This window comes from Ruegeria sp. CE8 (assembly GCF_056537465.1).
On sequence record NZ_JBQFRP010000002.1, the window covers coordinates 250,135 to 271,015 of the forward strand.

Sequence of the window (20,881 nt, forward strand, 5' to 3'; positions counted from 1 at the left end):
TACAAGGACTTCGCTGGAAAATCAGCGGTTCTGCGCCGACTTCAAAGGGGCCAGATCAAGGGGATCAGCAATGACGCCAACAAACCGACGGTCAGGTTCAGTGGGACACCAACTTTCAGAAAATCCGTGAACCTGTATCCACCGGGACCGTAGACCATCATGTTGGTCTGATACCCGATCGGCGTCGCAAACGACGCCGAGGCCGCGACCATGACCGCCACGACAAGCGGGCGCGGATCAATCCCGACCGCCTGTGCCAACCCGATGGCAATCGGCGTCACCACGACCGCCACCGCGTTGTTCGACACCAGTTCGGTCAAAACAGAGGTCAGCAGGTAGACGGCCCAGATGATCAGGAATGGCGGTAAGGCACTGAGGCCGGGTGCCACAGCTTCGACGATCAGCGAGACAGCTCCGGATTTGTCGAGCGCAGCGCCAATCGCCAGCATCGAAAAGATGAGGGCCAGCAACCGGCCTTCGACAAAGGAAAACGCTTCGTCGGCGTCGATGCAGCGGGTCATTAAAACAACCGCAACTGCCAGAATCGACAGCAGCAGGATTGGTGCTACGCCCAGCGCAGCCAACACGACGATTCCGGCCAGGGATCCGATAGCGATCGGCGCATGGCTGCGGCGGAATGCGCGGGCCGAAGGCTGGGTAACGTCAACCATGTCCATATCGGCTGCAAGCTTTTTGATATCGGCGGGTGAGCCCTCCAAAAGCAGAGTGTCACCGACCCGAACAACCAGATCATCCAGCTGGCGCCCGATGTTCTGGTTCCGCCGATGCACAGCCAGCACATAAACACCATAGCGGCGACGCAACCGCATCGTGCCAAGTGTCCGTCCGACCATACGGCAGCCGGGGGTGATCAGAACCTCGACCGTTTTGGTCTCAACCGCCGAAACCTGATCGACGCGCTTGAGCTCTTTATTTGTCTGCAAGCTCAGCAATTCCGTCATCTCGGTTCGCAGGACCACACGGTCGCCGACCTTCAGGGTAACGCCCTTGAGGTTACGACGCAGCGACTCGTCGCCCCGAACCACGTCGATCAAGCGCACGCCCGGACGTTTGAACAGCTGGACCCCGGTCACTTCGCGCCCGATCAGGTTGCTGTCGGGTGGAATCACGGCCTCGGTAAAGAACTTCATCTTTGACCGGTCGCTGAGCATGGATGCCATGCTGTCCCGATCTGGCAGCAAACGCGGCGCGATGAAACGCAGGTAGAACATCCCGTAGACCACCACGGCAATGCCCAACGGAGTAACTTCGAAAATCGAAAACGCGGTCATCCCCTGAGCACGGGCGACACCATCGACCAGCAGGTTCGTCGATGTGCCGATCAAGGTCAGCGTTCCGCCCATTATGGCCGCATAGCTGAGCGGGATCAGCAGCTTTGAAGCGGGTACATTCAGGGTTCGGGCAATCTGAACAAAAACCGGGATCATAACGACGACGACAGGCGTGTTCGATACAACTGCCGAGGCCAGGACAACAAATGCCATAAGAGTCGCAATTGCGAGCTTTGGGTTCACCTGCGCCTGTTTCTGAGCCGTCGAGGTAAACGCGTCCAACGCGCCCGTCCGCACCAGGGCTCCCATGATGATAAACATCGCGGCAATGGTCCACGGGGCGGGGTTGGACAGGACAGCCAGCGCGCTTTGGTAGGGCAGAATGCCCGTCACCAGCATCACCGCGACACCGCCGATGGCGACGACTTCGGTCGGATAAACTTCGCGCAGGAACATGATGAACATGCCTGCGACGACCAACAGCGCAAGTATTGCGCTTCCCGTTTCTGTCAGTTGAAGGAATTGCATTCTTGGTATTCAGTCCGAACCCTGGCCTGGCTTACGCGCCCGTCGGGCAGTTTCACGCATTGCGCGCGACAGAGCAAGCCTGACGTGTCCTTATTGCGGACCAGCCGGCTGTAACCGCCCGCCAAGGCGCACCATTTGAACAGATTTGGCCTGCCCATCGCGATCATCTGTTTCAACGAAAACGCCGCTCAGCGTCGCCTCGCCGTTGGCCGGGGTGAACCTTGCCTTCGGCATGCCGGTAATAAACCGGCGCATCGGTTCCAGCTTGTCCATACCAATGACCGAGTCGTAGTCACCGCACATTCCCGCATCCGACAGGTAGGCTGTGCCACCCGGCAGAATCTGCGCGTCCGCAGTCGGAACGTGCGTATGCGTGCCTACCACAAGGCTGGCGCGCTTGTCGCAATAGTGGCCCATAGCCATCTTCTCGGATGTCGCTTCGCAGTGCATATCTACGATGATCGCCTGCGCCTGGCCGCCGCGCGGATGCGATTTCAGAATTGGTTCGATGGCTGAGAACGGGTCGTCGAAGGGACGCTTCATAAAGACCTGCCCCAACACCTGAACCACCAGGACCTTGCGCCCGCCCGGCGCGGTGTACAAACGATGCCCCCTACCCGGCGCTCCTTTGGCGAAATTCACCGGACGCACGATGCGGGGTTCGTTCTCGATGAACTGCAGCATGTCCTTCTGGTCGAACGCATGATCGCCCAACGTCAGGCAATCCGCGCCCGCGTCCAGCAACAGCTTGGCGTGATCCCCGGTCAGACCCATCCCGTTCGAGGCGTTTTCGCCATTGACCACAACAAAATCCAGCCGCCATTCATCGCGCAGACGCGGCAAATGTTGCTGAATGGCCGCGCGTCCGGCGCGGCCCATGACGTCACCCAGAAATAGTATTCTCATGCCTAACCTCCTAAGTGTGGCATCCGGCAAGCACAAGTGCTTAAGGTGGCGCCATGCTTTGTGAAAACGCATTGGACTGGAGACTTTAATGACGCGTTACTACACTCTTTTGGCCGCTATGGCCTTCCTCGCGGCCTGCGATCAGACTGATCAGACTGCGGATCAGCCCGTCGGTCTGGCCAATCCGGCCGCGACCTTCTGCGTAGAGCAAGGCGGGCAGTATGAGATTCAGGATGGTGAGAACGGCCAAACCGGAATCTGCACCTTGCCTGACGGATCCAAGCAAGATGCATGGGAGTATTTCCGCGCCGAAAACATGGGTTAGGCTTTGAAGGTCAGTATCCGGCTTTCCGTAATGACCATGTCCAGCGGCTGATCTGTGTGCTCCAGAGGCAGTCCCACTGCCTCTTGCGCATCAAAAGCAAATCCGATGGCCAGCGTCGGGTGCTTGGCGCGCAACCCTTCCAAGGTGCGATCATAGAAACCGCCCCCATAACCCAGCCTTCCACCATGCGCATCAAAGGCAACCAGCGGCACGATCAAAATCTCAGGATCGAAATAGTCGTCAATCTCGGGAACCATTGCGCCGAACGGGCCATCTTTCAAAACGCCCTCGGGCGTCCAGCGCGAAAACCGCAACGCCTGCCCAGCGGCCTGAATGACCGGCACGCCAACCGGGCCATAGGCTGCGGCTTCGGCCATGGCAGGCAGCGGATCGATTTCGGTTCGGATAGGCATGTAGCCCGACATTGGCACGCCACGATGGCCAGCCAAAACTTCGGACAACCGCCCTGCCGCGCCCGGCAAACGCGCGTCGAACGCCACCTTGCGGCGTGCAAAAGCTGCCTTGCGCGCAGCGGCTTTGATTTCAGTCAGATCGGTCACAGTAGCACCACGCTGGCAAGCCCAAGAAAGATGAAGAACCCCATGACATCCGTTGTGGTGGTCACGAAAGTCCCCGACGCCAGCGCCGGGTCAACGCCCAAACGGTCCAGCAAGACCGGTACTACCGTACCTGCAAAGCCTGCGATGATCATATTCACGACCAAGGCAGACCCGATCACGACACCCAGCATGGGAGAATCGAACCACATCATACCGACCGTCCCCAGAACGATGGCAAAACACAGCCCGTTCAGCATGCCGACCAACAATTCACGCCGGATCACACGCATGACGTTCGCATTGGTCAGGTCGCGAGTCGCCAGCGCGCGCACCGCAACCGTCAGCGACTGCGTTCCCGCGTTGCCACCCATCGACGCGACGATAGGCATCAGGATGGCCAGCGCTACCAGCTGATCAATTGCCGCCTCGAACTGGGAAATCACCAACGAAGCACAGATCGCCGTACACAGGTTCACCGCAAGCCATGGCAGACGGCGCCTACTGGTGGCGGCAACACTGTCGGACAACGAGCTTTCCTCACCCACACCGGCCAGGCGCAGAATGTCTTCTTCGTGTTCTTCATCCAGAACCACCATAGCGTCGTCGATGGTGATGACACCCACAAGCCGCCCGTCCCCATCAACTACCGGAGCGGAAATCAGGTGGTACTGGTTAAAGGCATAGGCAACATCCTCTTCGTCCTGATCGACAGGAATGGTGTGAAATTCCTCTTCGGCGATATCTTGTAGCGGTACGTCCCGCCGGGTGGCCATCAGCTTGCCCAACGTGACCTGCGCCACTGGTTTTAGGCGAGGATCGACCAGAACAACGTGATAGAACTGCTCGGGCAGATCATCATTGGCGCGCATAAAGTCGATGGCCTGTCCTACTGTCCAGTGCTCGGGCGCCAAAACAACTTCGCGCTGCATGAGGCGGCCGGCCGAGTTTTCCGGATAAGACAGCGCCTGTTCCGCCGCAATCCGCTCGGAATCTTCCAGCGCACCAAGAATGGCCTCTTTCTGGGGCTCTTCCAGGTCCTCCAGAAGGTCGACGACGTCGTCGCTTTCCATGTCCCGCACGGCGTCGGCCAGAACGTCGGGGCGCAGGACTCTGATGACCTCTTCCCGGACAGCTTCATCCAGTTCGGACAGGATATCGCCGTCGAATTCCTTGTCGTAAAGACGGATCAAGCGCCCGCGGTCATAGGGATTAATCTGTTCAAGCAGGTCAGCGATATCCGCCGGATGCAGCGGTTCCATCAGTTCGATCAGCTTGTCACGATCATCCACATCAACCGCATAAAGGATCGCGGCAACGGTCCGGCGATCCAGCGCATAGGCGTCTTCTTCGCTGGCTGTCTCGGTCACGGGTTCATCAAAGCCTGTCGTCATGTTGCCCCCGTCTGTTCGCGCATTGACCCCTAATTAGAAGAAGCAGCTACCGGAAAACAATGACAATGCGCCGATTTACCGACAAGTTTCGTCCCCTTATGCTGTTTCGCAGTCCCATACAGGCGGAGATGAATGGAAATGGCGCAAAAAACGCTACTGAAAGGGCGTGTCCTGAGCTTCAACGGATCACCATTCGAAGGTGAGCCGACCGAGGCGGTAACGATCAGCGAAGCGGTGCTGATTGAAGACGGGCGCATCGCTGCCGTTGCAGATGCAGACAGTCTGGTTGCCGCGAATCCGGACGCCAAAGTTGTCGACCATGGCCAGCATGTGATCATGGCCGGTTTCGTGGACGCGCATGTGCACTATCCCCAGACCGCCATGATTGCCAGCTGGGGCAAGCGCCTGATCGACTGGCTGAATACCTACACGTTCCCCGAGGAAATGAAGTTCGGGAACATCGATTATGCCAGTGAGATCGCCAACCGATATCTCAACCTGACGACGGCGCAAGGCACGACAACGATGTGCAGTTTCTGCACCATCCACCCCGAAAGCGTCGACGCCTTCTTCACCGCTGCCCAAAAACGCGGTCAGCGTGTGGTCGCAGGTAAAACCTGTATGGACCGCAACGCGCCCGAAGGGCTGCAGGATACTGCGCAGACGGCCTATGACCAATCGCAGGCTCTGCTGGAAAAATGGCATGGTGTGGATCGGATTTCCTACGCGATCACTCCGCGGTTTTCACCCACCTCAACGCCCGAGCAACTGGAAGCGATGGGCGCCCTATGGGCCGAATACCCTCACTGCCTGATGCAAACCCACCTCAGCGAGCAGACAGACGAAATCGCCTGGGTCCGCGAGTTATTCCCCGACGCGCGGGACTATCTGGACACCTATGAGAAATTCGGCCTGCTGGGTACAAATGGCCTGTATGGCCATGCTATCCACCTTGAAGCGCGCGAACGCGACCGGTTGCGCGAGGTCGACGCCTCTCTGATCCACTGCCCGACCTCAAACACCTTCATCGGTTCCGGTCTATTCGACATGGCCGGGCTAATGTGCGACGGGCATCGGGTGGGTCTGGCGACGGATACTGGTGGCGGCTCCAGCTTCTCGATGCTGCGGACGATGGCGGCGGCTTATGAGATCGGGCAATTGCGCGGAACACCTCTGCACGCGGCTCAACTGCTTTGGCTGGGCACCGTTGGTTCCGCACGTACGTTGCGGATGGACGATAGCATCGGCAACTTGGCAGCTGGGATGGAGGCAGATCTGATCGTTCTCGACCTCGCCTCTACCCCAGCCATCGCTCAGCGTGAAGCCTGCGCCGATGACCTGTGGGAGGCAATATTCCCAACCATCATGATGGGCGACGACCGCGCGATTGCCGAAGTGTGGATCGCCGGTCGTCGCGTGACCACCTAGACCTGCAACGCGCGGGCCAGTTGGTTCTGCCGTTCGATCACGCGGGGCATGTCCAGCGTTGAGACATGCCCATCCCGCACGATTTGGCGCCCCTCAACAAAAAGGTGTTTCACCTTCATCGGGCCGGCCAGCAACAAAGCTGCCGGGTCCCAACTGCCCGCGCTTTCGATGCAGCGTGTGTCCCAAATAGCGATGTCGGCACGCTTTCCCGCCTCTAGCCGCCCACAATCGGGGCGATTCAAGACATCCGCCCCGCCGCGCGTCGCGATCTCCAGCGCTTCTCGGGAAGACATGGCATCCGCACCATTGGCGACACGCTGAAGCAGCATGGACTGACGCGCTTCAAGGATCAGATTGCCAGAGTCATTGCTGGCCGATCCATCGACACCCAACCCGACCGGAACGCCCTGATCGCGCATGGCTCGAACGGGCGCGATACCTGACCCCAATCGGCAGTTGGAACATGGGCAGTGGGCAACACCTGTGCGGGTTCTGGCAAACAAATCGATCTCGGCCCCGTCCAGCTTGACGCAATGGGCATGCCAGACATCTGATCCGGTCCAACCCAAGTCCTCGGCATATTGACCGGGGCGACACCCGAATTGCGCCTGAGAATAGGCAATGTCTTCATCGTTTTCAGCCAGGTGAGTGTGCAGCATCACACCCTTGTCGCGCGCCAGAATCGCTGTGTCGCGCATCAGATCGCGGCTGACGGAAAACGGGGAACAGGGGGCCAACCCAACCCGGCACATTGATCCCTCGGAGGGATCGTGAAACGTGTCGACCACACGGGTCATGTCGTCAAGGATCGCATCTTCGACCTCGACCAGCGCATCTGGCGGCAAACCTCCATCGCTTTCACCGATGCTCATCGCACCGCGCGTCGGGTGGAACCGCATGCCAATCTCGGCCGCGGCGGCAATCGTGTCATCCAGACGCGCGCCGTTCGGGTACAGGTACAGGTGGTCGGAACTGAGCGTGCAGCCGGAAAGCGCCAGTTCAGCCAGACCGATCTGAGCCGACACGAACATCTCTTCCGGGCCAAAGCGCGACCAGATCGGGTACAACGTCTGCAACCATCCGAACAGCAGCGCATCCTGTCCGCCTGGAACCGCCCGCGTCAGCGACTGGTACAGATGGTGGTGCGTGTTCACCAGCCCCGGCGTCACAACGCAACCCGAGGCGTCGTGGACTTCTCCGGCCGTCTTCAGATTGTGACCTATCCGTTTGATCTGCCCGCCTCGGATCAGAATATCAGCGCCCGACAGCTCCTGCCGCGCGTCATCCATCGTCAGAATGGTATCCGCGTTTTTGATAAGGATTTCGGTCATTTCGCCCTCCTGCATCAGCCCGTTTCATGCATGGAGTGCAACGGCTGGCGGAAAACGGGCACAAGAACCAGCCGGGCAAAACTTACCCGACCGATCTATATGCGGCAACCAATATCAGTAGTTGCGCAGGATTTCCAAAGCGGCTGCGTGCAGGTCCGGGTTTGCGGCGGCCAGAGCACGTCCGCCATTGTGGGCCGGACCGCCCTGCCAGTCTGTCACGACGCCACCTGCCGCCTCGATAACGGCGATTGGGGCTTGGATATCATAGGCGTTCAGGCCGGATTCGATGACCAGGTCAACCTGCCCCGCCGCAACCAGCGCATAGGCATAGCAATCCATTCCATAACGGGTCAGTTTTGCTTGACGGGCCACGGCCTCAAACCCCGAACGTTCTTCGGGTGTACCGACCTCAGGGAAGGTGGTGAAGACGATTGACTGATCCAAAGCAGACGTTGAGCGTGTTTGCAAAGCCGCCTTTCCCGTCGGCCCGGTGACTTGCGCGATATCCGCCGAGCCTACAAACCGCTCGCCGATATAGGGCTGATCGATCACACCCATGATCGGGCCGTCAGAAGTACTAAGGGCAATTAGCACACCCCAGGTGGGTGTTCCGCTGATGAACCCTCGGGTGCCGTCAATGGGATCAAGCACCCAGGTGCGGCCGCTGGTGCCTTCGTCACGGCCGAACTCTTCGCCAAAAATGCCGTCGTTGGGCCGATGGCGCGCCAGAACCTCGCGCATTGCCTTTTCGGCGTCGCGGTCGGCGATGGTGACAGGGTCGAACCCGTCATCCAGTTTATTCGAGGTCTGAAGATTGGTTTGTCGGAAAAACGGAAGAATGGCCACGCGTGCCGCGTCGGCCATTTCTTCGGCTACTTCCAGATCGCTTAACGGTGTCTCTTGCATGCGTTACCCGTGCGGCGCGCGCATTGCAGAGTCAACCCGCGAATTTAAGCTACGTCGCTGAGAACCCGAGCCAGTTCGAACAGGCGGCGGCGCTGGTTTTCGGGAATCGCATAATAGGACCGCACAAGGTCCAGAGCTTCCTTGTCCCCCATCAGATCGGCAGGAACCGATTTTTTGCCAGTGCTTTCTTTTTCGGCCTCTTCCAGACCTTCGAAGAAAAAGCTGACGGGGACGTCCAATGCCTCAGCAATATCCCACAGGCGAGACGCGCTGATCCGGTTGGCACCCGTTTCATACTTTTGAATTTGTTGAAACTTAATACCAACTTGCTGAGCCAACTGTTGCTGGGTCATGCCAATCAGCCAGCGGCGATGTCGGACGCGCTTGCCCACATGGACATCGACGTGATGGGTCATTGGTATTCTCCTCTACTACACACAACTACCAAGGGCGCGTGATCTTTGTCATCGCAACACTAGCGAGTCGCGCTTAACCACTCCCTAATTTGGATCATGCCCCCAAAACAGCACCATAGCGCAATATTGCCTCATTTGGGTATTTTTTCAAGAAGGTTGAATCGGTTTCCGGCGACAAAGATTTATGGTTGTGCGATTTCGACCCAACGTTTTGGTGTGCACCAACAACCTATAGCGCACCATGCAACCAACCCCGCCGGGAATTGATTGACAATCCGCAGTTGAAACTAATCTATGCCCCGAAATAAGCACGGAGCGCGATCATGCTGGCATACTCCATTCCAACCGAAGGCGCTGCAGCCCGACTGAGTGAAGTCGCCCTGCCCGAGCCCGGCTCAGGGCAGGTCCGCGTCGCGATCAAGGCGTGCGGACTGAACTTTGCCGACTTGCTGATGCAGAAAGGGACCTATCAAGACACACCGACCGCTCCGTTCACGCTTGGATTGGAAATCGCCGGTGTTGTCGACAAGCTGGGCCCCGGCGTCGCACACCTCAGCCTCGGAGATCGCGTGGCTGTATATTCCGGTCAGGGTGGCCTGGCCGAGTATGGCGTCTTTGATGCGGACCGAGCGATCCCCCTGCCCGATGGGATCGGCTTTGAAGACGCAGCGGCGATCCAGATTGCCTATGGCACCAGTCACATCGCACTGGACCATCGAGCCCGCCTCCAACCGGGCGAAACCCTGTTGGTAACTGGGGCTGCAGGCGGCGTCGGGTTGACAGCTGTCGAGATCGGCAAGCTGATGGGCGCTACCGTGATCGCCCATGCAAGGGGCCAGGACAAACTGGATGTCGCCCGCGCGGCAGGTGCGGATCATTTGATTGACGCGTCCGAAGACTTGCGCGCGCGCGTTAAGGAACTGGGCGGCGCGGATGTCGTCTATGACGCAATCGGCGGGGATGTGTTCAAAGCTGCGTTCCGGGCAACCAACCCGGAAGGGCGGCTGCTGCCAATTGGATTTGCAGGCGGGGACGTTCCGCAAATCCCGGCGAATCATCTGCTGGTGAAAAACCTGACGGTGATTGGGTTCTACATCGGCGGCTACCTGAAGTTTCGGCCCCAGATCGTTCACGACAGTTTTGACACTCTGTTTGGCTGGCTCGCCGAAGGTCGGATCAAGCCGCATATCAGCCATGTGCTTCCATTGGACGAAGTTGAAAAGGGCATGCACCTGCTGCGCGACCGGGTTGCTACTGGCAAAGTCGTGGTGATGCCCTGACAGGCTCTTACCCCACAACAGCCTTCAACGGCGCGCTGCCCAGCATTCGGAAATTCTGACGAACCAAGGCGGCCAGTGCCTCGACAACAGCACCGCGTCCGGCCTCGCCGCCATACAGGTTGATCATGTGCGCTGGCAGATCGGGTAACGCCCCTGCTGCGTCGATCTGTTCAAGATGTGCCGCTTCGGTCCCGTCCAACATGGCGTGAATTGCCAGGTCAGCGCTGACGGTAGCCTCAATGGTGCGGTCGTTCTCCGTTTCGACCGACAGCTCCCACGGGATGCCTGCCGCGTCCAAGGCCGAAATCATCTGAGGCCGAAACACACACCGCCGACCAACAGCCAGAGGGATCGGACGCTTGCGCCACGCCGTCCCACCCGGAGCACCAATCCAGCGCAACGGCAACTCGGCCACGGTTTCAGAACCGTCCCCCGTCGAAGCCTCAGTCGTTAAAATCAGATCGCACTCGCCGCGATTGAACATCTCTTTCAGCTGTAGCGAATAGGACGACACCAATTGCACACGGACCCGCGGGAATTCCGCGTTGAACCGTTGCAGAACCCGGGGAATAGCCGGGTAGACAATGTCATGAGGAACACCCAGAACGACCTCACCTTCGTAAGCCTGGTCCGTGAGCTTGGAAATCACTTCATCATTCAAGGCGATCATGCGCCGGGCGTAGGCCAGCAGTTGTTCACCAGAAGCTGTCAGGGCAATTGTGCGGCCAGTGCGGTCCAACAGCTCCAAACCCAGAAGCTCCTCCAGTCGCTTCAGCTGCATTGAAACGGCGGACTGCGTCAGATGCAGAAACCCAGCGGCCCGCGTCACACCGCCTTGATCCGCAACGGCAACGAATGAACGGAGCGTGGTGATATCCAGATTTCGCATGTTCACAGATCCTTATGTATCACTTCATAAATATTCATTTTCAAAATGTGACATACTGCGCCATATAAATCAAGGAAGTTGATGGAACTAAAGCAAACCATCGAAATTCTATGAAAGGACAATAGATATGACCCAAATTGCACTCAAACAACACTGCAAGCCCCAGCGTCGCTTTTCGTTGTCCTCGCTTTGGGGCGTGCTGGCCCTTCAGCGTCAGCGCCACACGCTTGCAAGGCTGGATGATCGCGCCCTGGAAGACATCGGGATCACCCGTGAACAGGCCGAAGCCGAGGCCGCGCGTTTTGTCTGGGACGCGCCGGAATTCTGGCAAAAGTAACGCCTGCTTGCATCTTTTTACGATGAAAGGCAGTCCGGATCACCGGGCTGCCATTTTTGTTGCGTGTTTTAGCCAGTTTCCGGCGTTAAACCCTTGAAACGCAGCCCGCACTTGCCGATATTTGCGGGGAACGGGGCCTGTATCGGGGCCACGACAAGAACTATGCGAAGGGAGACCCTTAATGGCACAATTTGACACGATCCGGACGGCGACCGGCGCGCGCGCTGCCCAGATTGACGAGGGCCTGCGCGCCCACATGAACAAAGTCTACGGAACGATGTCCGTAGGCATGCTGATCACGTTTGCTGCGGCCTGGGCGATTTCCGGTCTGGCGACCACAACCGATCCGTCGGCGGCAGCCGCGCAAATCAGCGAAAGCAAATATCTGACTTCGTTCGGGTACACCCTGTTTGCTTCGCCCCTGAAGTGGGTGATCATGTTCGCGCCGCTGGCCTTTGTTTTTGGCTTCAGCGCCGGGATTAACCGCCTGTCCGCAGCTGGCGCACAGACTGTGTTCTACCTGTTCGCCGCGGTTATGGGCGTTTCGATCAGCTGGATCTTCCTGGTCTTCACCGGGCAGTCGATCATTCAGGTGTTCCTGATTACAGCAATCGCCTTTGCAGGCTTGTCGCTGTACGGCTACACGACAAAGAAAGACTTGTCCGCAATGGGCACGTTCCTGATCATGGGCGTGATCGGCCTGATCGTAGCCTCGATTGTGAACATCTTTCTGGCTTCTTCGGCTGTCGCCTTTGCCATCTCGGTCATCGGCGTGCTGATCTTTGCTGGTCTGACCGCGTATGACACGCAGAACATCAAAACCACCTACCTGCAAATGGCCCATTCGGGCGATCAGGAATGGCTGGGTAAAGCCGCGATCATGGGCGCACTGAGCCTGTATCTGGACTTCATCAACATGTTCATGTTCCTGCTGCAGCTGTTCGGCAACCGGGAATAACGGCAAATCTTTGTTCGAAACAGAAGGCGGGTCACATCGGCCCGCCTTTTTTGTTGGCTCGCATCACAGGAAATGAAAAAGCCTTCACCAGCGTGGTGAAGGCTTTTGCATACGGTATCCGTTGGCTTGATCAGCTACAGTTCAAAGCCACGGAAAACCCCGAGCTGCGCGACGACGTCCCTTTGCGAAACACTTCACCAGCTGGCAAACACCCGGTGAACTGCTCGGCGTTTTGGCCGAAGGCCGCGCCGATATTGTTGTCCACGCGAGTGCTATTGTTTGCCGTCCGAAGCACGCCGAACAAAGTACCATTCACTTTGACGGTGCTGAGGTACAGGTTTACATCCGAGCCGCTCAGGACGACGGCATTGGTGTCGGTCTGCCCGCCATTGTCGATCGCGACCCGCGCAACTTTCTGCGGCTCGGTTTCTTCTGTGGCCACATTTACAGCGGGCAGAACGGCAAGCTCTGCCGGGATGTTTGTAGTCTGTGGCACAAACGCGACCGCGCCCGGAACGTCCGAGACAGTTCGCGGCTCACCATCAATGCCGGTAAACCCCACACCAGAGCGGTTATAGGGGTCCTCACAGGCCGCAAGGGCGAGCACGGTTATTGTGGATAACAAGATTTTTTTCATGGCGACCAACATTTTGGGACGGTTTGCTGAAGCGTATGGTCAAGGTGCTCTAAAAAGCAACCCGCCGCCCGGACGAATAGCAAAGGCGCTGATGCGCCACTGCAACGGCCAAGTTTTCGGGAACAACCAGGGCGCCACCTGGCAGCGGCCTCAAGTGAAACAAAAAAAGGGTTCCGCTGTTGCGGAACCCTTTTGAACTTGTCCGTGATGGACGGCAGATTACTTAATCTTGCCTTCCTTGTACTCGACATGCTTACGAACGACCGGGTCGTATTTACGAACGGTCATTTTCTCGGTCATTGTGCGAGCGTTCTTTTTGGTCACGTAGAAGTGGCCCGTGCCCGCGGTCGAGTTCAGACGGATCTTGATTGTCGTCGGCTTCGCCATGGTTATCTCCTGCGTCCGGAAAGGCAGGGGCCTTTCGGTTGAATTCCTATGAGCGTGCGCTTTTACGCCTTGCACGCCCCGTGTCAAGGGCTATCGGGCACATGGGTGACTGTTATGGGAACAGACTTGGGCCTACAGGGTTGGCGCGCCCATATACGCGTGTATCTGGTCGCGTTCGGCGTCCGATAGACCCAACGCAGTAGCCAGTTGCCTCAGGTAAGATGCCTCCCGCTGGTTATCCAGACGAATCGCTGCCAATGATGTCGCGTAAACTTGCGTTTTCAGCGGCGCACCGGAATCGGCAGCCAGCCCGATCACATCGATCGGGGCATTCAGTTGGTCCTGAACAAACGCGCGTTCCTCATCGCTGATATCGTCGCCCAACTCGCCGAGAATGGTTTCCTTTTCATGTTCATCCAGCTCTCCGTCCGCCTTGGCCGCCTGGATCATTGCGCGCAGCATCAGCTTGGCCTGCTCCTCCATCACGGCACCACCCGGAGTGCCCTTGAACACTGTTTCCATCATATCCACGGTTTGCTGGCTGCCGGTCTTTGCCGCGCCCTGCATGGCATTCAGCAATCCACCAAGACCAGCGGCTCCGGCCGGGTTCGCCATGCCGAGTTTTCCGATCATTTCCTGCAGTCCTGCTGCGCCGCCTGGCATGCCGAACTGTTCCGCCATCTTGCCAAGCTGATCCATGCCAAAGCCGCCTCCGGCGCCTTCCATCATGTCCTGCAGCCCGGCCATTCCGCCCATTTGTTTGTATTTCTCAATGCCTTTTGCGGCGGCAAATCCAACTGCGACCGAGGCCAATGCTTTCATGAAACTCATAATAATCCTCCCGGTTTTCAAAATGCGTTTCCGCAATTTAACAGATTTCTGTGACGTAATCATTCGCTGCCGCGACGGGCGGCCAATCAGATCACGCGAAAGCCCGCCTCGCGCGCTAATCTAAATTAGGCGATTTTGGCAGGTCGCGGCGTCAGCATGCTTCAATGATCTTACAACAGGCGTATTCCCGCACATGCCTGAACCTAATTTGTATGAAATTCGAATTTGTGATAGTTTCCGCCCTACAAAAAATCCCAAGAAGCCAATTTCGGGCTCGGTCATCGAGGCACCATGAACAGGCAAGCGACTGCGAAAGCAGAGTTTGCATGGTTGATATTGTTTTGGGGGGCATCATGACAGAGTGGACCATCAAGGGCGAAGAGCTGGCCAATTGCAATTGCAACTTTGGTTGCCCGTGCCAGTTCAGCGTACTTCCAACACACGGCAATTGCGAAGCCGTCGTCGTGTTCGACATCGAAAGCGGCCACTACGGAGACACCGATCTGGCCGGAGTGCGAGCTGCGGGAGTATACTACTGGCCGGGTCCGATCCATGAGGGCAAAGGCCAGATGCAACTGATCATCGACGAAAGCGCCAGCGCAGATCAGCGCGCGGCACTTCAGGCCATCATGACGGGCGAAGATACCGATGAGATGGCAACGATGTGGTACGTCTACAGCGCAATGGCGCCGACCAAACACGAAACGCTTTACGTTCCGATTGAGCTGAACTGGGATCGCGACGAGCGCACGGGTTTTGCCAAGGTAATGGGGATATTCGACGTCGAGGTCAGCCCGATTCCGCATATCGTGTCCGGCGCGGCGCACAGGGCTTCGATTCAACTGCCGAACGGGTTCGAGTACCGTCATGCCGAGGCCGCCTCTGGCTCAGCCAAAACACATGGCGGTGAAATCAGCCTGACCTTCGACGCGACCCATGCGCATCTGGCCCATCTGAACATCTCGGGCCATGGTGTCCTGGGCGCCTGATCCGAGGCACATCATGACATCGTACCCCACTCCGCCCCGCACAGGGACGGTCGAGCGGCTGATGCGACATGACCGGGCCATTGTACTTGGCGGCGTGTTCCTGATCGTTCTGGCCTCGGCATGGTACACCATCGCCGGGATCGGCATGAAAATGACAGCGGCCGAGATGACCAGGATGGCAGGTCCGATCGGAGAGCCCATGCTAATGGGCGGTCCACCCGTTTGGGATCTGCAATACGCGATCCTGATCTTTCTCATGTGGTGGGTCATGATGATCGCGATGATGACGCCCAGCGCTGCCCCGACGGTTCTACTGTACTCGGCGATAAAGAAGGTCGGGCGCGAGCGTGCAATGGCAGCGCGCTTCAGCTTTTGTTTCTTAGCGGGTTATCTGATCGCTTGGGCATTTTTCAGCCTTGTTGCAACCGGCTTGCAGTGGGGGTTGGAAAACGTCGGGCTTTCAGATGGTCCAATGATGACAATCCGGTCCAAGGCCTTTGCCGGGTGCGTGCTGATTGCCGCCGGGGCCTATCAGTTGTCTGACCTCAAAACCGCGTGCCTGAAGCACTGCCAGAGCCCTGCCCGGTTCATCGCAGATCACCACCGGCCCGGAGCCTATGGCGCGTTCCGGACCGGAGCCCATCACGGGTTGTACTGCCTGGGCTGCTGCTGGGCATTGATGGCGCTGCTGTTCGTGGGCGGGATCATGAACCTGTACTGGATCGCCGGTATTGCCGTGTACGTGGCGCTGGAAAAGCTACTGCCCGGTGCGCGCTGGCTGCCCGCACTGACGGGAATAGTGCTGATCGCAGCGGGTTTGTGGTTCGCTCTGGACGCAGTTCTGACTGGGTTCTGAGCAAAATTACAGGTCGTGGAGCCGGCCAATTTCATCGTTCCAAAAGCATTGATCCAAGGAGGAAAGATAATGCCTGTTTTCATCACATACGCGTCCTATTCGCAGGAAGGCATCAAAGGAATGTTGAAGAAACCCGCAGATCGCACGGCACCTGTAAAGCAGCTGTTGAAAAAGGTCGGCGGCAAGCTGCTGGCGTTTTACATGACCACCGGGGACAATGACGTTGTGGTCATAAGCGAGGCCCCGGATGGGACTGATGCAGTTGCAATTGGCATGGCCGTTGCCGCGTCCGGCGCTGTTTCAAAGATTGAAACGGTGCGTGCCTGGACGGCGAAAGATTTTGTCGCCGTCACCAAAAAAGCCGCGAAACTGACTGGTGCCTACACGCCGCCGGGCAACTGATCGAGAGATACGCGCGGAGGGCCTGTAAGCCGGATCTTGTTCCGGGGTTGCCCCCTTCGATGACCATTCCTCTAGGCCGCGCATTGCTGCACGGCTCAAGCTGCCAACCCGGTCCCTCTCGGCCAAGACGCGCTTAGCGGTGGTATCGGCTGACGCCGACCTGCCCGCGCGGGGACCCTATTTGGCATTGCTCCCGGTGGGGCTTGCCGTGCCGTCCCTGTTGCCAGAGACGCGGTGGGCTCTTACCCCACCGTTTCACCCTTACCACACGCATGTGGCGGTCTGATTTCTGTGGCGCTTTCCGTCGGGTTGCCCCGCCCGGGCGTTACCCGGCACCGTTGTCTTGTGGAGTCCGGACTTTCCTCTCGGGCTTTCGCCCCAGCGGCCATCCGGCCCTCCGCGCATTTGGGTGCGTATGCTTTGGGCCCGGCGGCGTCAAGGGTCGATGAGGGGGCGAAGAGGCCAACCCCTTCTTGGCCTGCGGCCAGTTCAACCCCGAGGTATTTTTGGCCAGGTGAAGCGCGGATTAGGTTTGTTTGCCCAACGGCGCGAGATCGGCAGGGCGCAACGGGCCTTTGCCCCAGGGTCGATAACGCAGGCGAACAGCGGACAACAGGGTTTCGTCGTCGACATCGGCGCTGAATCCGGCGGCCTTTGCCAAAGCGCGGAACTGATCCGCTGGAGCGTCTCGAGGCCCCTCACGGTTTCCGCGTCGCCCGGCCAGCGCGTTGCGTTCTAGCCGCAACCAGTCAAAGCGGGAGCCCGGATCAAATTTACGGCCTGGGGCCATGTCGGAATGCCCGATTACGCCATTTGGATGAATGTCCCAGCGGTGCATGATCTGGCGCAGCAGCCACTCCAGCACGTTCATTTGTGGCTCGGAGAACGGATGCGTGCCGGTGTTGTCCAGCTCGATGCCGATCGAGCGGGAGTTGATGTCATTCTGCCCATGCCACTCTCCGGCCCCGGCGTGCCAGGCGCGGTCCTCTTCCCGAACCATCTGCCAAAGCGTTCCGTCACCGCCAATCAGGTAATGTGCCGAGACTTCGTGAATCGGGTCGCATAGCCGGTCCAGCGCATCCTGCGCGCTATCCATGGCCGTGTAATGCAGAACGATCAGCGACGGCGTCAGCCCGTCCCTGCGCGGCCCAAAGTTGGGTGATGGATGCCAGATCGGCGTGAGTTGGTCAGTTATTGACGGCACTGCGGAATGCACTGGGATCCCAGCCGCAGGCGTAGCCATCGCCATCAGGGTCCAGCCCATTGCGATCCCGCTGCGGGCCGCCATTGGCCAGAAACTCGATCTGAGCTTGGTCAGGAGATGGGAACTTGGCGCAGTTGCGCTGAGCCTTGGCGTCGAGGTTGAAACCGGCACGGCTGTAGATCTGTGTTCCAACAGGGTTCGAAGTACTCAGAGCATATTGCACGATATTCGGTTGCCCATCCGTGTCGCGCTGCGGAACAGCGGTCGGCGTGACGACCTCGTAGGTCTGGCGATTCTGCTGAATCAGCGCCGCGTCGGATTCAATTGTGCGGCGGCCGGATACGGCCTCAAAATCCTGCTCATCGGAGATCGCGTTGCTGCTGGTCGCAGAAAGCGGGGCCTGAGTGACCGTGCTCTGACCCGATGTGCTGGCCAAAGCGGCAGCTGTTGCCGAGGCGATATCCGCGTTTTCGCCTGTCGGAATTGTACCGGGCGCGCCCAGTTGCTGTTCTGACACTTCAGCCGGGCCAACCAAAGGGTTTCCGGTATACCCCTGCCCCGCCAGTTCAGCTTCGCGCTGTGCCTGGTATTGAGGCGTATTGAAACCTGTACCCTGGACCGGGGCCACCGTGTTGCAGGCGGCCACAAGCCCGATTGCGGGGATCAGAAGCGTAAAGCGCATTCAGCTGCTCCGTCTTAGCTGGTCTTGCCTGATCCGAGGATTACCACCATTTCCCCGGCTTGGCCACAAACCCGGCGGCGCTTTCCAGCGCATAGGCTGTGTTCAGCAGATCGCCTTCTTCCCAAGGACGGCCAATTAGCTGCAGACCAAGCGGCAGACCTTGTTTGTCCAGACCAGCCGGGACCGCGATACCGGGCAGACCGGCCAGGTTTACCGTCACAGTAAAGACGTCGTTCAAATACATCTGAACCGGATCCGCTTCGGTCATTTCACCCAGACCAAAGGCTGCCGATGGAGTCGCCGGGGTCAGGATGGCGTCGACTCCGGCCGCGAACACGTCTTCGAAGTCTTTCTTGATCAATGTACGAACACGGCGCGCGCGGTTGTAATAGGCGTCGTAGAAACCGGCCGACAGCACGTAGGTGCCCACCATGACACGGCGCTGAACCTCGTGGCCGAAGCCTTCTGCGCGGGTTTTCTCGTACATCTCGGTGATGCCGTCGCCCTGCGCCAGCGTAGCGCGGCGGCCATAGCGAACACCGTCATAGCGCGCGAGGTTCGAGGATGCCTCGGCCGGGGCAATCACGTAATACGCGGGCAACGCGTATTTGGTGTGCGGCAGCGAGATATCGTCGATCTCGGCGCCCGCAGCCTTCAGCATCTCGGCCCCTTCGGCCCAGAGCTTTTCAATCTCGGCAGGCATACCCTCCATACGGTATTCCTTGGGGATACCGATTTTCTTGCCCTTGATATCGCCGGTCAGCATCGCCTCGAAATTCGGAACGGCCAGTTCGGCACTCGTCGAATCCTTGGGGTCGTGACCGCACATCGCCTCCAGCATGATGGCCGCGTCGCGCACGTCTTTGGTCATCGGCCCGGCCTGATCCAGCGAGGATGCAAAAGCCACGATACCCCAGCGCGAGCACCGGCCATAGGTCGGCTTGATGCCGGTGATGCCGGTGAAGGCGGCGGGCTGACGGATCGAACCGCCGGTGTCGGTGCCGGTGGCCGCAAGACACAGGTCAGCGGACACGGCCGAGGCCGATCCACCAGACGAACCACCTGGTGTCAATTGCGCATCATCATTGCCACGACGCCATGGGCTGACCGCGTTGCCGTAGACGGAGGTTTCGTTGGACGAGCCCATCGCGAATTCGTCCATGTTCAGCTTGCCCAGCATCACAGCGCCAGCATCGGCCAGTTGCTGGGACACGGTGGATTCGTATTCGGGTTTGAAGCCTTCCAGAATTTTCGAGGCGGCTTGCGAGGGTACGCCTTTGGTGCAGAACAAATCCTTGATGCCGATCGGCAGGCCGCACATCGACGGGGCGTCGCCAGCCTTGATCCGCTCATCCGCAGCCTTGGCGCGTTCTAGCGCGATCTCGGGTGTCTTATGGACAAAAGCGTTCAGCGCGTCGGCCTCATCAATAGCCTTCAGGCAAGATTCGGTCAGTTCAACCGAAGTCACTTCACCCTTACGCAGCGCGTCGCGGGCTTCGGCCAGGCCCAGTTTGTTCAGATCGCTCATGTCTTACTCCACAACTTTGGGAACAGCGAAGAACCCTTCGCGCGCATCAGGGGCGTTGGCCAGAACCTTGTCCTGCTGATTGCCATCGGTGACCACGTCCTCACGACGCTTCAGGCGCATCGGTTCGACCGAGACCATCGGCTCGACGCCTTCGACATCCACTTCGTTGAGTTGCTCGATGAACCCAAGGATGGTGTTGAACTCGGATGCCAACGCCGGTAGCGCGTCATCCTCGACTTTGATCCGGGCCAGTTTGGCCACCTTGGCGGCATTGCTTTGGTCAATCGACATCGGATATCCTCATATGCGTTAGGGGGCATTTACCTGTCTGGTCGTCGGGTCGCAAGACCGCCGAGGCCCCGATTCTGCCTTGGATCTGTCGCGAAGGCCCACAAAGTCCGATCCGGTCATTCAATTCTGCATACCCCCTATGCAAAAAAGTGAACCATTTAGTTCACCTTACCTCTTGAAAAACTGAACTGAACTGTTCACTTCATATGGCATGGCACAGCCTATTAATCGGAGAAAAGCGATGAAAACGTTCATGACCGCCTTTGTATTGGCCACCACAGTTCTTGCAGCGCAGGCCCAGGCAGGCGCTTTTGGCCCAACCATGGACACCCTGACCCGTAGCCTGATGTTCCCCGATCAGGTTTCCGAGCCCGTCACCCAGGATCAGACCAAGCCGGGCAAATAATGTAACCTGCGGCCGGGTCGGTTAAACTGGCGCCGACCCGGCAATTGCTTGCTGCACCCCACATGGCAAACCGTTACGATGGCACGAAATGACCCACCGGGCTGCGCTGCAGACCCAACAA

The 20,881-nt window shown here is 58.6% G+C and carries 25 protein-coding genes and 1 other RNA gene; 10 read left to right on the forward strand and 16 right to left on the reverse strand.

The features are described from left to right. Positions 1-41 precede the first annotated feature (41 nt). Both ACR0AA_RS04150 and ACR0AA_RS04155 read right to left on the reverse strand, forming a co-directional pair. The gene (locus ACR0AA_RS04150) at positions 42-1,820 is read right to left on the reverse strand and encodes an SLC13 family permease (protein WP_480662442.1); all 1,779 of its coding nucleotides are present in this window, start codon (positions 1,818-1,820) and stop codon (positions 42-44) included. A 90-nt stretch (positions 1,821-1,910) separates the two neighbouring features. After that, positions 1,911-2,726 carry a TIGR00282 family metallophosphoesterase gene (locus tag ACR0AA_RS04155; protein WP_480755500.1) on the reverse strand — a complete coding sequence of 272 codons (816 nt, stop codon included), beginning with the start codon at positions 2,724-2,726 and terminating at the stop codon, positions 1,911-1,913. A gap of 88 nt (positions 2,727-2,814) precedes the next feature. Here ACR0AA_RS04155 and ACR0AA_RS04160 point away from each other — a divergent pair, with 88 nt between their 5' ends. Continuing rightward, positions 2,815-3,051, forward strand: a complete 237-nt coding sequence (locus ACR0AA_RS04160; protein ID WP_480662438.1) for a putative hemolysin — start codon at positions 2,815-2,817, stop codon at positions 3,049-3,051. Here the strand turns inward: ACR0AA_RS04160 and ACR0AA_RS04165 are convergent. Beyond that, a complete protein-coding gene (locus ACR0AA_RS04165) occupies positions 3,048-3,611 on the reverse strand; it encodes a 5-formyltetrahydrofolate cyclo-ligase (protein WP_480662436.1) in 564 nt (187 codons plus the stop codon). The genes ACR0AA_RS04160 and ACR0AA_RS04165 overlap by 4 nt on opposite strands. After that, the gene (gene mgtE / locus ACR0AA_RS04170) at positions 3,608-5,002 is read right to left on the reverse strand and encodes a magnesium transporter (protein WP_480662434.1); all 1,395 of its coding nucleotides are present in this window, start codon (positions 5,000-5,002) and stop codon (positions 3,608-3,610) included. Before mgtE ends, ACR0AA_RS04165 begins: the two co-directional genes overlap by 4 nt. Positions 5,003-5,140: 138 nt before the next feature. Here mgtE and guaD point away from each other — a divergent pair, with 138 nt between their 5' ends. Further along, the gene (guaD, locus tag ACR0AA_RS04175; RefSeq protein WP_480755623.1) at positions 5,141-6,430 is read left to right on the forward strand and encodes a guanine deaminase; all 1,290 of its coding nucleotides are present in this window, start codon (positions 5,141-5,143) and stop codon (positions 6,428-6,430) included. Here the strand turns inward: guaD and ACR0AA_RS04180 are convergent. From ACR0AA_RS04180 to ACR0AA_RS04190, 3 genes are all read right to left on the reverse strand, one after another. Further along, on the reverse strand, positions 6,427-7,761 hold the full coding sequence (locus ACR0AA_RS04180; RefSeq protein ID WP_480755501.1) for an 8-oxoguanine deaminase: 1,335 nt from the start codon (positions 7,759-7,761) through the stop codon (positions 6,427-6,429). The two genes, guaD and ACR0AA_RS04180, sit on opposite strands and share 4 nt — an antisense overlap. Positions 7,762-7,875: 114 nt before the next feature. After that, complete coding sequence (gene hisN, locus ACR0AA_RS04185; RefSeq protein ID WP_480755502.1) at positions 7,876-8,667, reverse strand: histidinol-phosphatase; 792 nt, start codon at positions 8,665-8,667, stop codon at positions 7,876-7,878. Positions 8,668-8,711: 44 nt separating this feature from the next. After that, positions 8,712-9,083, reverse strand: coding sequence for a helix-turn-helix domain-containing protein (locus ACR0AA_RS04190; RefSeq protein ID WP_239337245.1), 372 nt, complete (start codon positions 9,081-9,083; stop codon positions 8,712-8,714). A gap of 323 nt (positions 9,084-9,406) precedes the next feature. On the opposite strand from ACR0AA_RS04190, the gene ACR0AA_RS04195 reads away from it, so the two are divergent. After that, positions 9,407-10,363: an NADPH:quinone oxidoreductase family protein gene (locus tag ACR0AA_RS04195; protein ID WP_480662428.1), complete on the forward strand. Its 957-nt coding sequence runs from the start codon at positions 9,407-9,409 to the stop codon at positions 10,361-10,363. A gap of 7 nt (positions 10,364-10,370) precedes the next feature. Here the strand turns inward: ACR0AA_RS04195 and ACR0AA_RS04200 are convergent, their stop codons facing one another. Beyond that, entirely contained in the window at positions 10,371-11,252 is an 882-nt protein-coding gene (locus tag ACR0AA_RS04200) for a LysR family transcriptional regulator (RefSeq protein ID WP_480662426.1), read from the reverse strand. 127 nt (positions 11,253-11,379) lie between these two features. Between ACR0AA_RS04200 and ACR0AA_RS04205 the strand changes: the two genes are divergently transcribed. Together ACR0AA_RS04205 and ACR0AA_RS04210 are read left to right on the forward strand one after the other, a co-directional pair. Next, a complete protein-coding gene (locus ACR0AA_RS04205) occupies positions 11,380-11,589 on the forward strand; it encodes a DUF1127 domain-containing protein (RefSeq protein WP_480662424.1) in 210 nt (69 codons plus the stop codon). A 181-nt stretch (positions 11,590-11,770) separates the two neighbouring features. After that, complete coding sequence (locus ACR0AA_RS04210) at positions 11,771-12,547, forward strand: Bax inhibitor-1/YccA family protein (protein WP_170422898.1); 777 nt, start codon at positions 11,771-11,773, stop codon at positions 12,545-12,547. 130 nt (positions 12,548-12,677) lie between these two features. Here the strand turns inward: ACR0AA_RS04210 and ACR0AA_RS04215 are convergent, their stop codons facing one another. Then, on the reverse strand, positions 12,678-13,184 hold the full coding sequence (locus ACR0AA_RS04215; protein WP_480662422.1) for a hypothetical protein: 507 nt from the start codon (positions 13,182-13,184) through the stop codon (positions 12,678-12,680). Between ACR0AA_RS04215 and ACR0AA_RS04220 the strand changes: the two genes are divergently transcribed. Continuing rightward, entirely contained in the window at positions 13,183-13,380 is a 198-nt protein-coding gene (locus ACR0AA_RS04220) for a hypothetical protein (protein ID WP_480662420.1), read from the forward strand. The genes ACR0AA_RS04215 and ACR0AA_RS04220 overlap by 2 nt on opposite strands. Positions 13,381-13,403: 23 nt before the next feature. Here ACR0AA_RS04220 and rpmG read toward each other — a convergent pair whose 3' ends face one another. After that, positions 13,404-13,571, reverse strand: coding sequence for a 50S ribosomal protein L33 (rpmG, locus tag ACR0AA_RS04225; protein WP_007799108.1), 168 nt, complete (start codon positions 13,569-13,571; stop codon positions 13,404-13,406). Between the two features lie 132 nt (positions 13,572-13,703). Next, positions 13,704-14,402: a DUF533 domain-containing protein gene (locus ACR0AA_RS04230; RefSeq protein ID WP_480662419.1), complete on the reverse strand. Its 699-nt coding sequence runs from the start codon at positions 14,400-14,402 to the stop codon at positions 13,704-13,706. Positions 14,403-14,728: 326 nt separating this feature from the next. Between ACR0AA_RS04230 and ACR0AA_RS04235 the strand changes: the two genes are divergently transcribed. From ACR0AA_RS04235 to ACR0AA_RS04245, 3 genes are all read left to right on the forward strand, one after another. After that, positions 14,729-15,391: a DUF1326 domain-containing protein gene (locus ACR0AA_RS04235; protein ID WP_480662417.1), complete on the forward strand. Its 663-nt coding sequence runs from the start codon at positions 14,729-14,731 to the stop codon at positions 15,389-15,391. 13 nt (positions 15,392-15,404) lie between these two features. Then, on the forward strand, positions 15,405-16,247 hold the full coding sequence (locus ACR0AA_RS04240) for a DUF2182 domain-containing protein (RefSeq protein WP_480755503.1): 843 nt from the start codon (positions 15,405-15,407) through the stop codon (positions 16,245-16,247). A gap of 69 nt (positions 16,248-16,316) precedes the next feature. Beyond that, on the forward strand, positions 16,317-16,649 hold the full coding sequence (locus ACR0AA_RS04245) for a GYD domain-containing protein (protein ID WP_480662413.1): 333 nt from the start codon (positions 16,317-16,319) through the stop codon (positions 16,647-16,649). A gap of 9 nt (positions 16,650-16,658) precedes the next feature. Here ACR0AA_RS04245 and rnpB read toward each other — a convergent pair. From rnpB to gatC, 5 genes are all read right to left on the reverse strand, one after another. Further along, an RNA gene (gene rnpB, locus ACR0AA_RS04250) (RNase P RNA component class A) lies at positions 16,659-17,050 on the reverse strand. A gap of 125 nt (positions 17,051-17,175) precedes the next feature. Further along, positions 17,176-17,892, reverse strand: coding sequence for an N-acetylmuramoyl-L-alanine amidase (locus tag ACR0AA_RS04255; protein WP_480662876.1), 717 nt, complete (start codon positions 17,890-17,892; stop codon positions 17,176-17,178). Continuing rightward, positions 17,837-18,535 carry a hypothetical protein gene (locus tag ACR0AA_RS04260; protein WP_480755504.1) on the reverse strand — a complete coding sequence of 233 codons (699 nt, stop codon included), beginning with the start codon at positions 18,533-18,535 and terminating at the stop codon, positions 17,837-17,839. The genes ACR0AA_RS04255 and ACR0AA_RS04260 overlap by 56 nt, the downstream gene beginning before the upstream one ends. Before the next feature lie 40 nt (positions 18,536-18,575). Next, positions 18,576-20,063, reverse strand: coding sequence for an Asp-tRNA(Asn)/Glu-tRNA(Gln) amidotransferase subunit GatA (gene gatA, locus ACR0AA_RS04265; protein ID WP_480662409.1), 1,488 nt, complete (start codon positions 20,061-20,063; stop codon positions 18,576-18,578). Between the two features lie 3 nt (positions 20,064-20,066). Then, positions 20,067-20,354 carry an Asp-tRNA(Asn)/Glu-tRNA(Gln) amidotransferase subunit GatC gene (gene gatC / locus ACR0AA_RS04270; RefSeq protein ID WP_058275619.1) on the reverse strand — a complete coding sequence of 96 codons (288 nt, stop codon included), beginning with the start codon at positions 20,352-20,354 and terminating at the stop codon, positions 20,067-20,069. Between the two features lie 241 nt (positions 20,355-20,595). Here gatC and ACR0AA_RS04275 point away from each other — a divergent pair, with 241 nt between their 5' ends. Then, positions 20,596-20,760, forward strand: a complete 165-nt coding sequence (locus ACR0AA_RS04275; protein WP_480662407.1) for a hypothetical protein — start codon at positions 20,596-20,598, stop codon at positions 20,758-20,760. Positions 20,761-20,881 lie beyond the last annotated feature (121 nt).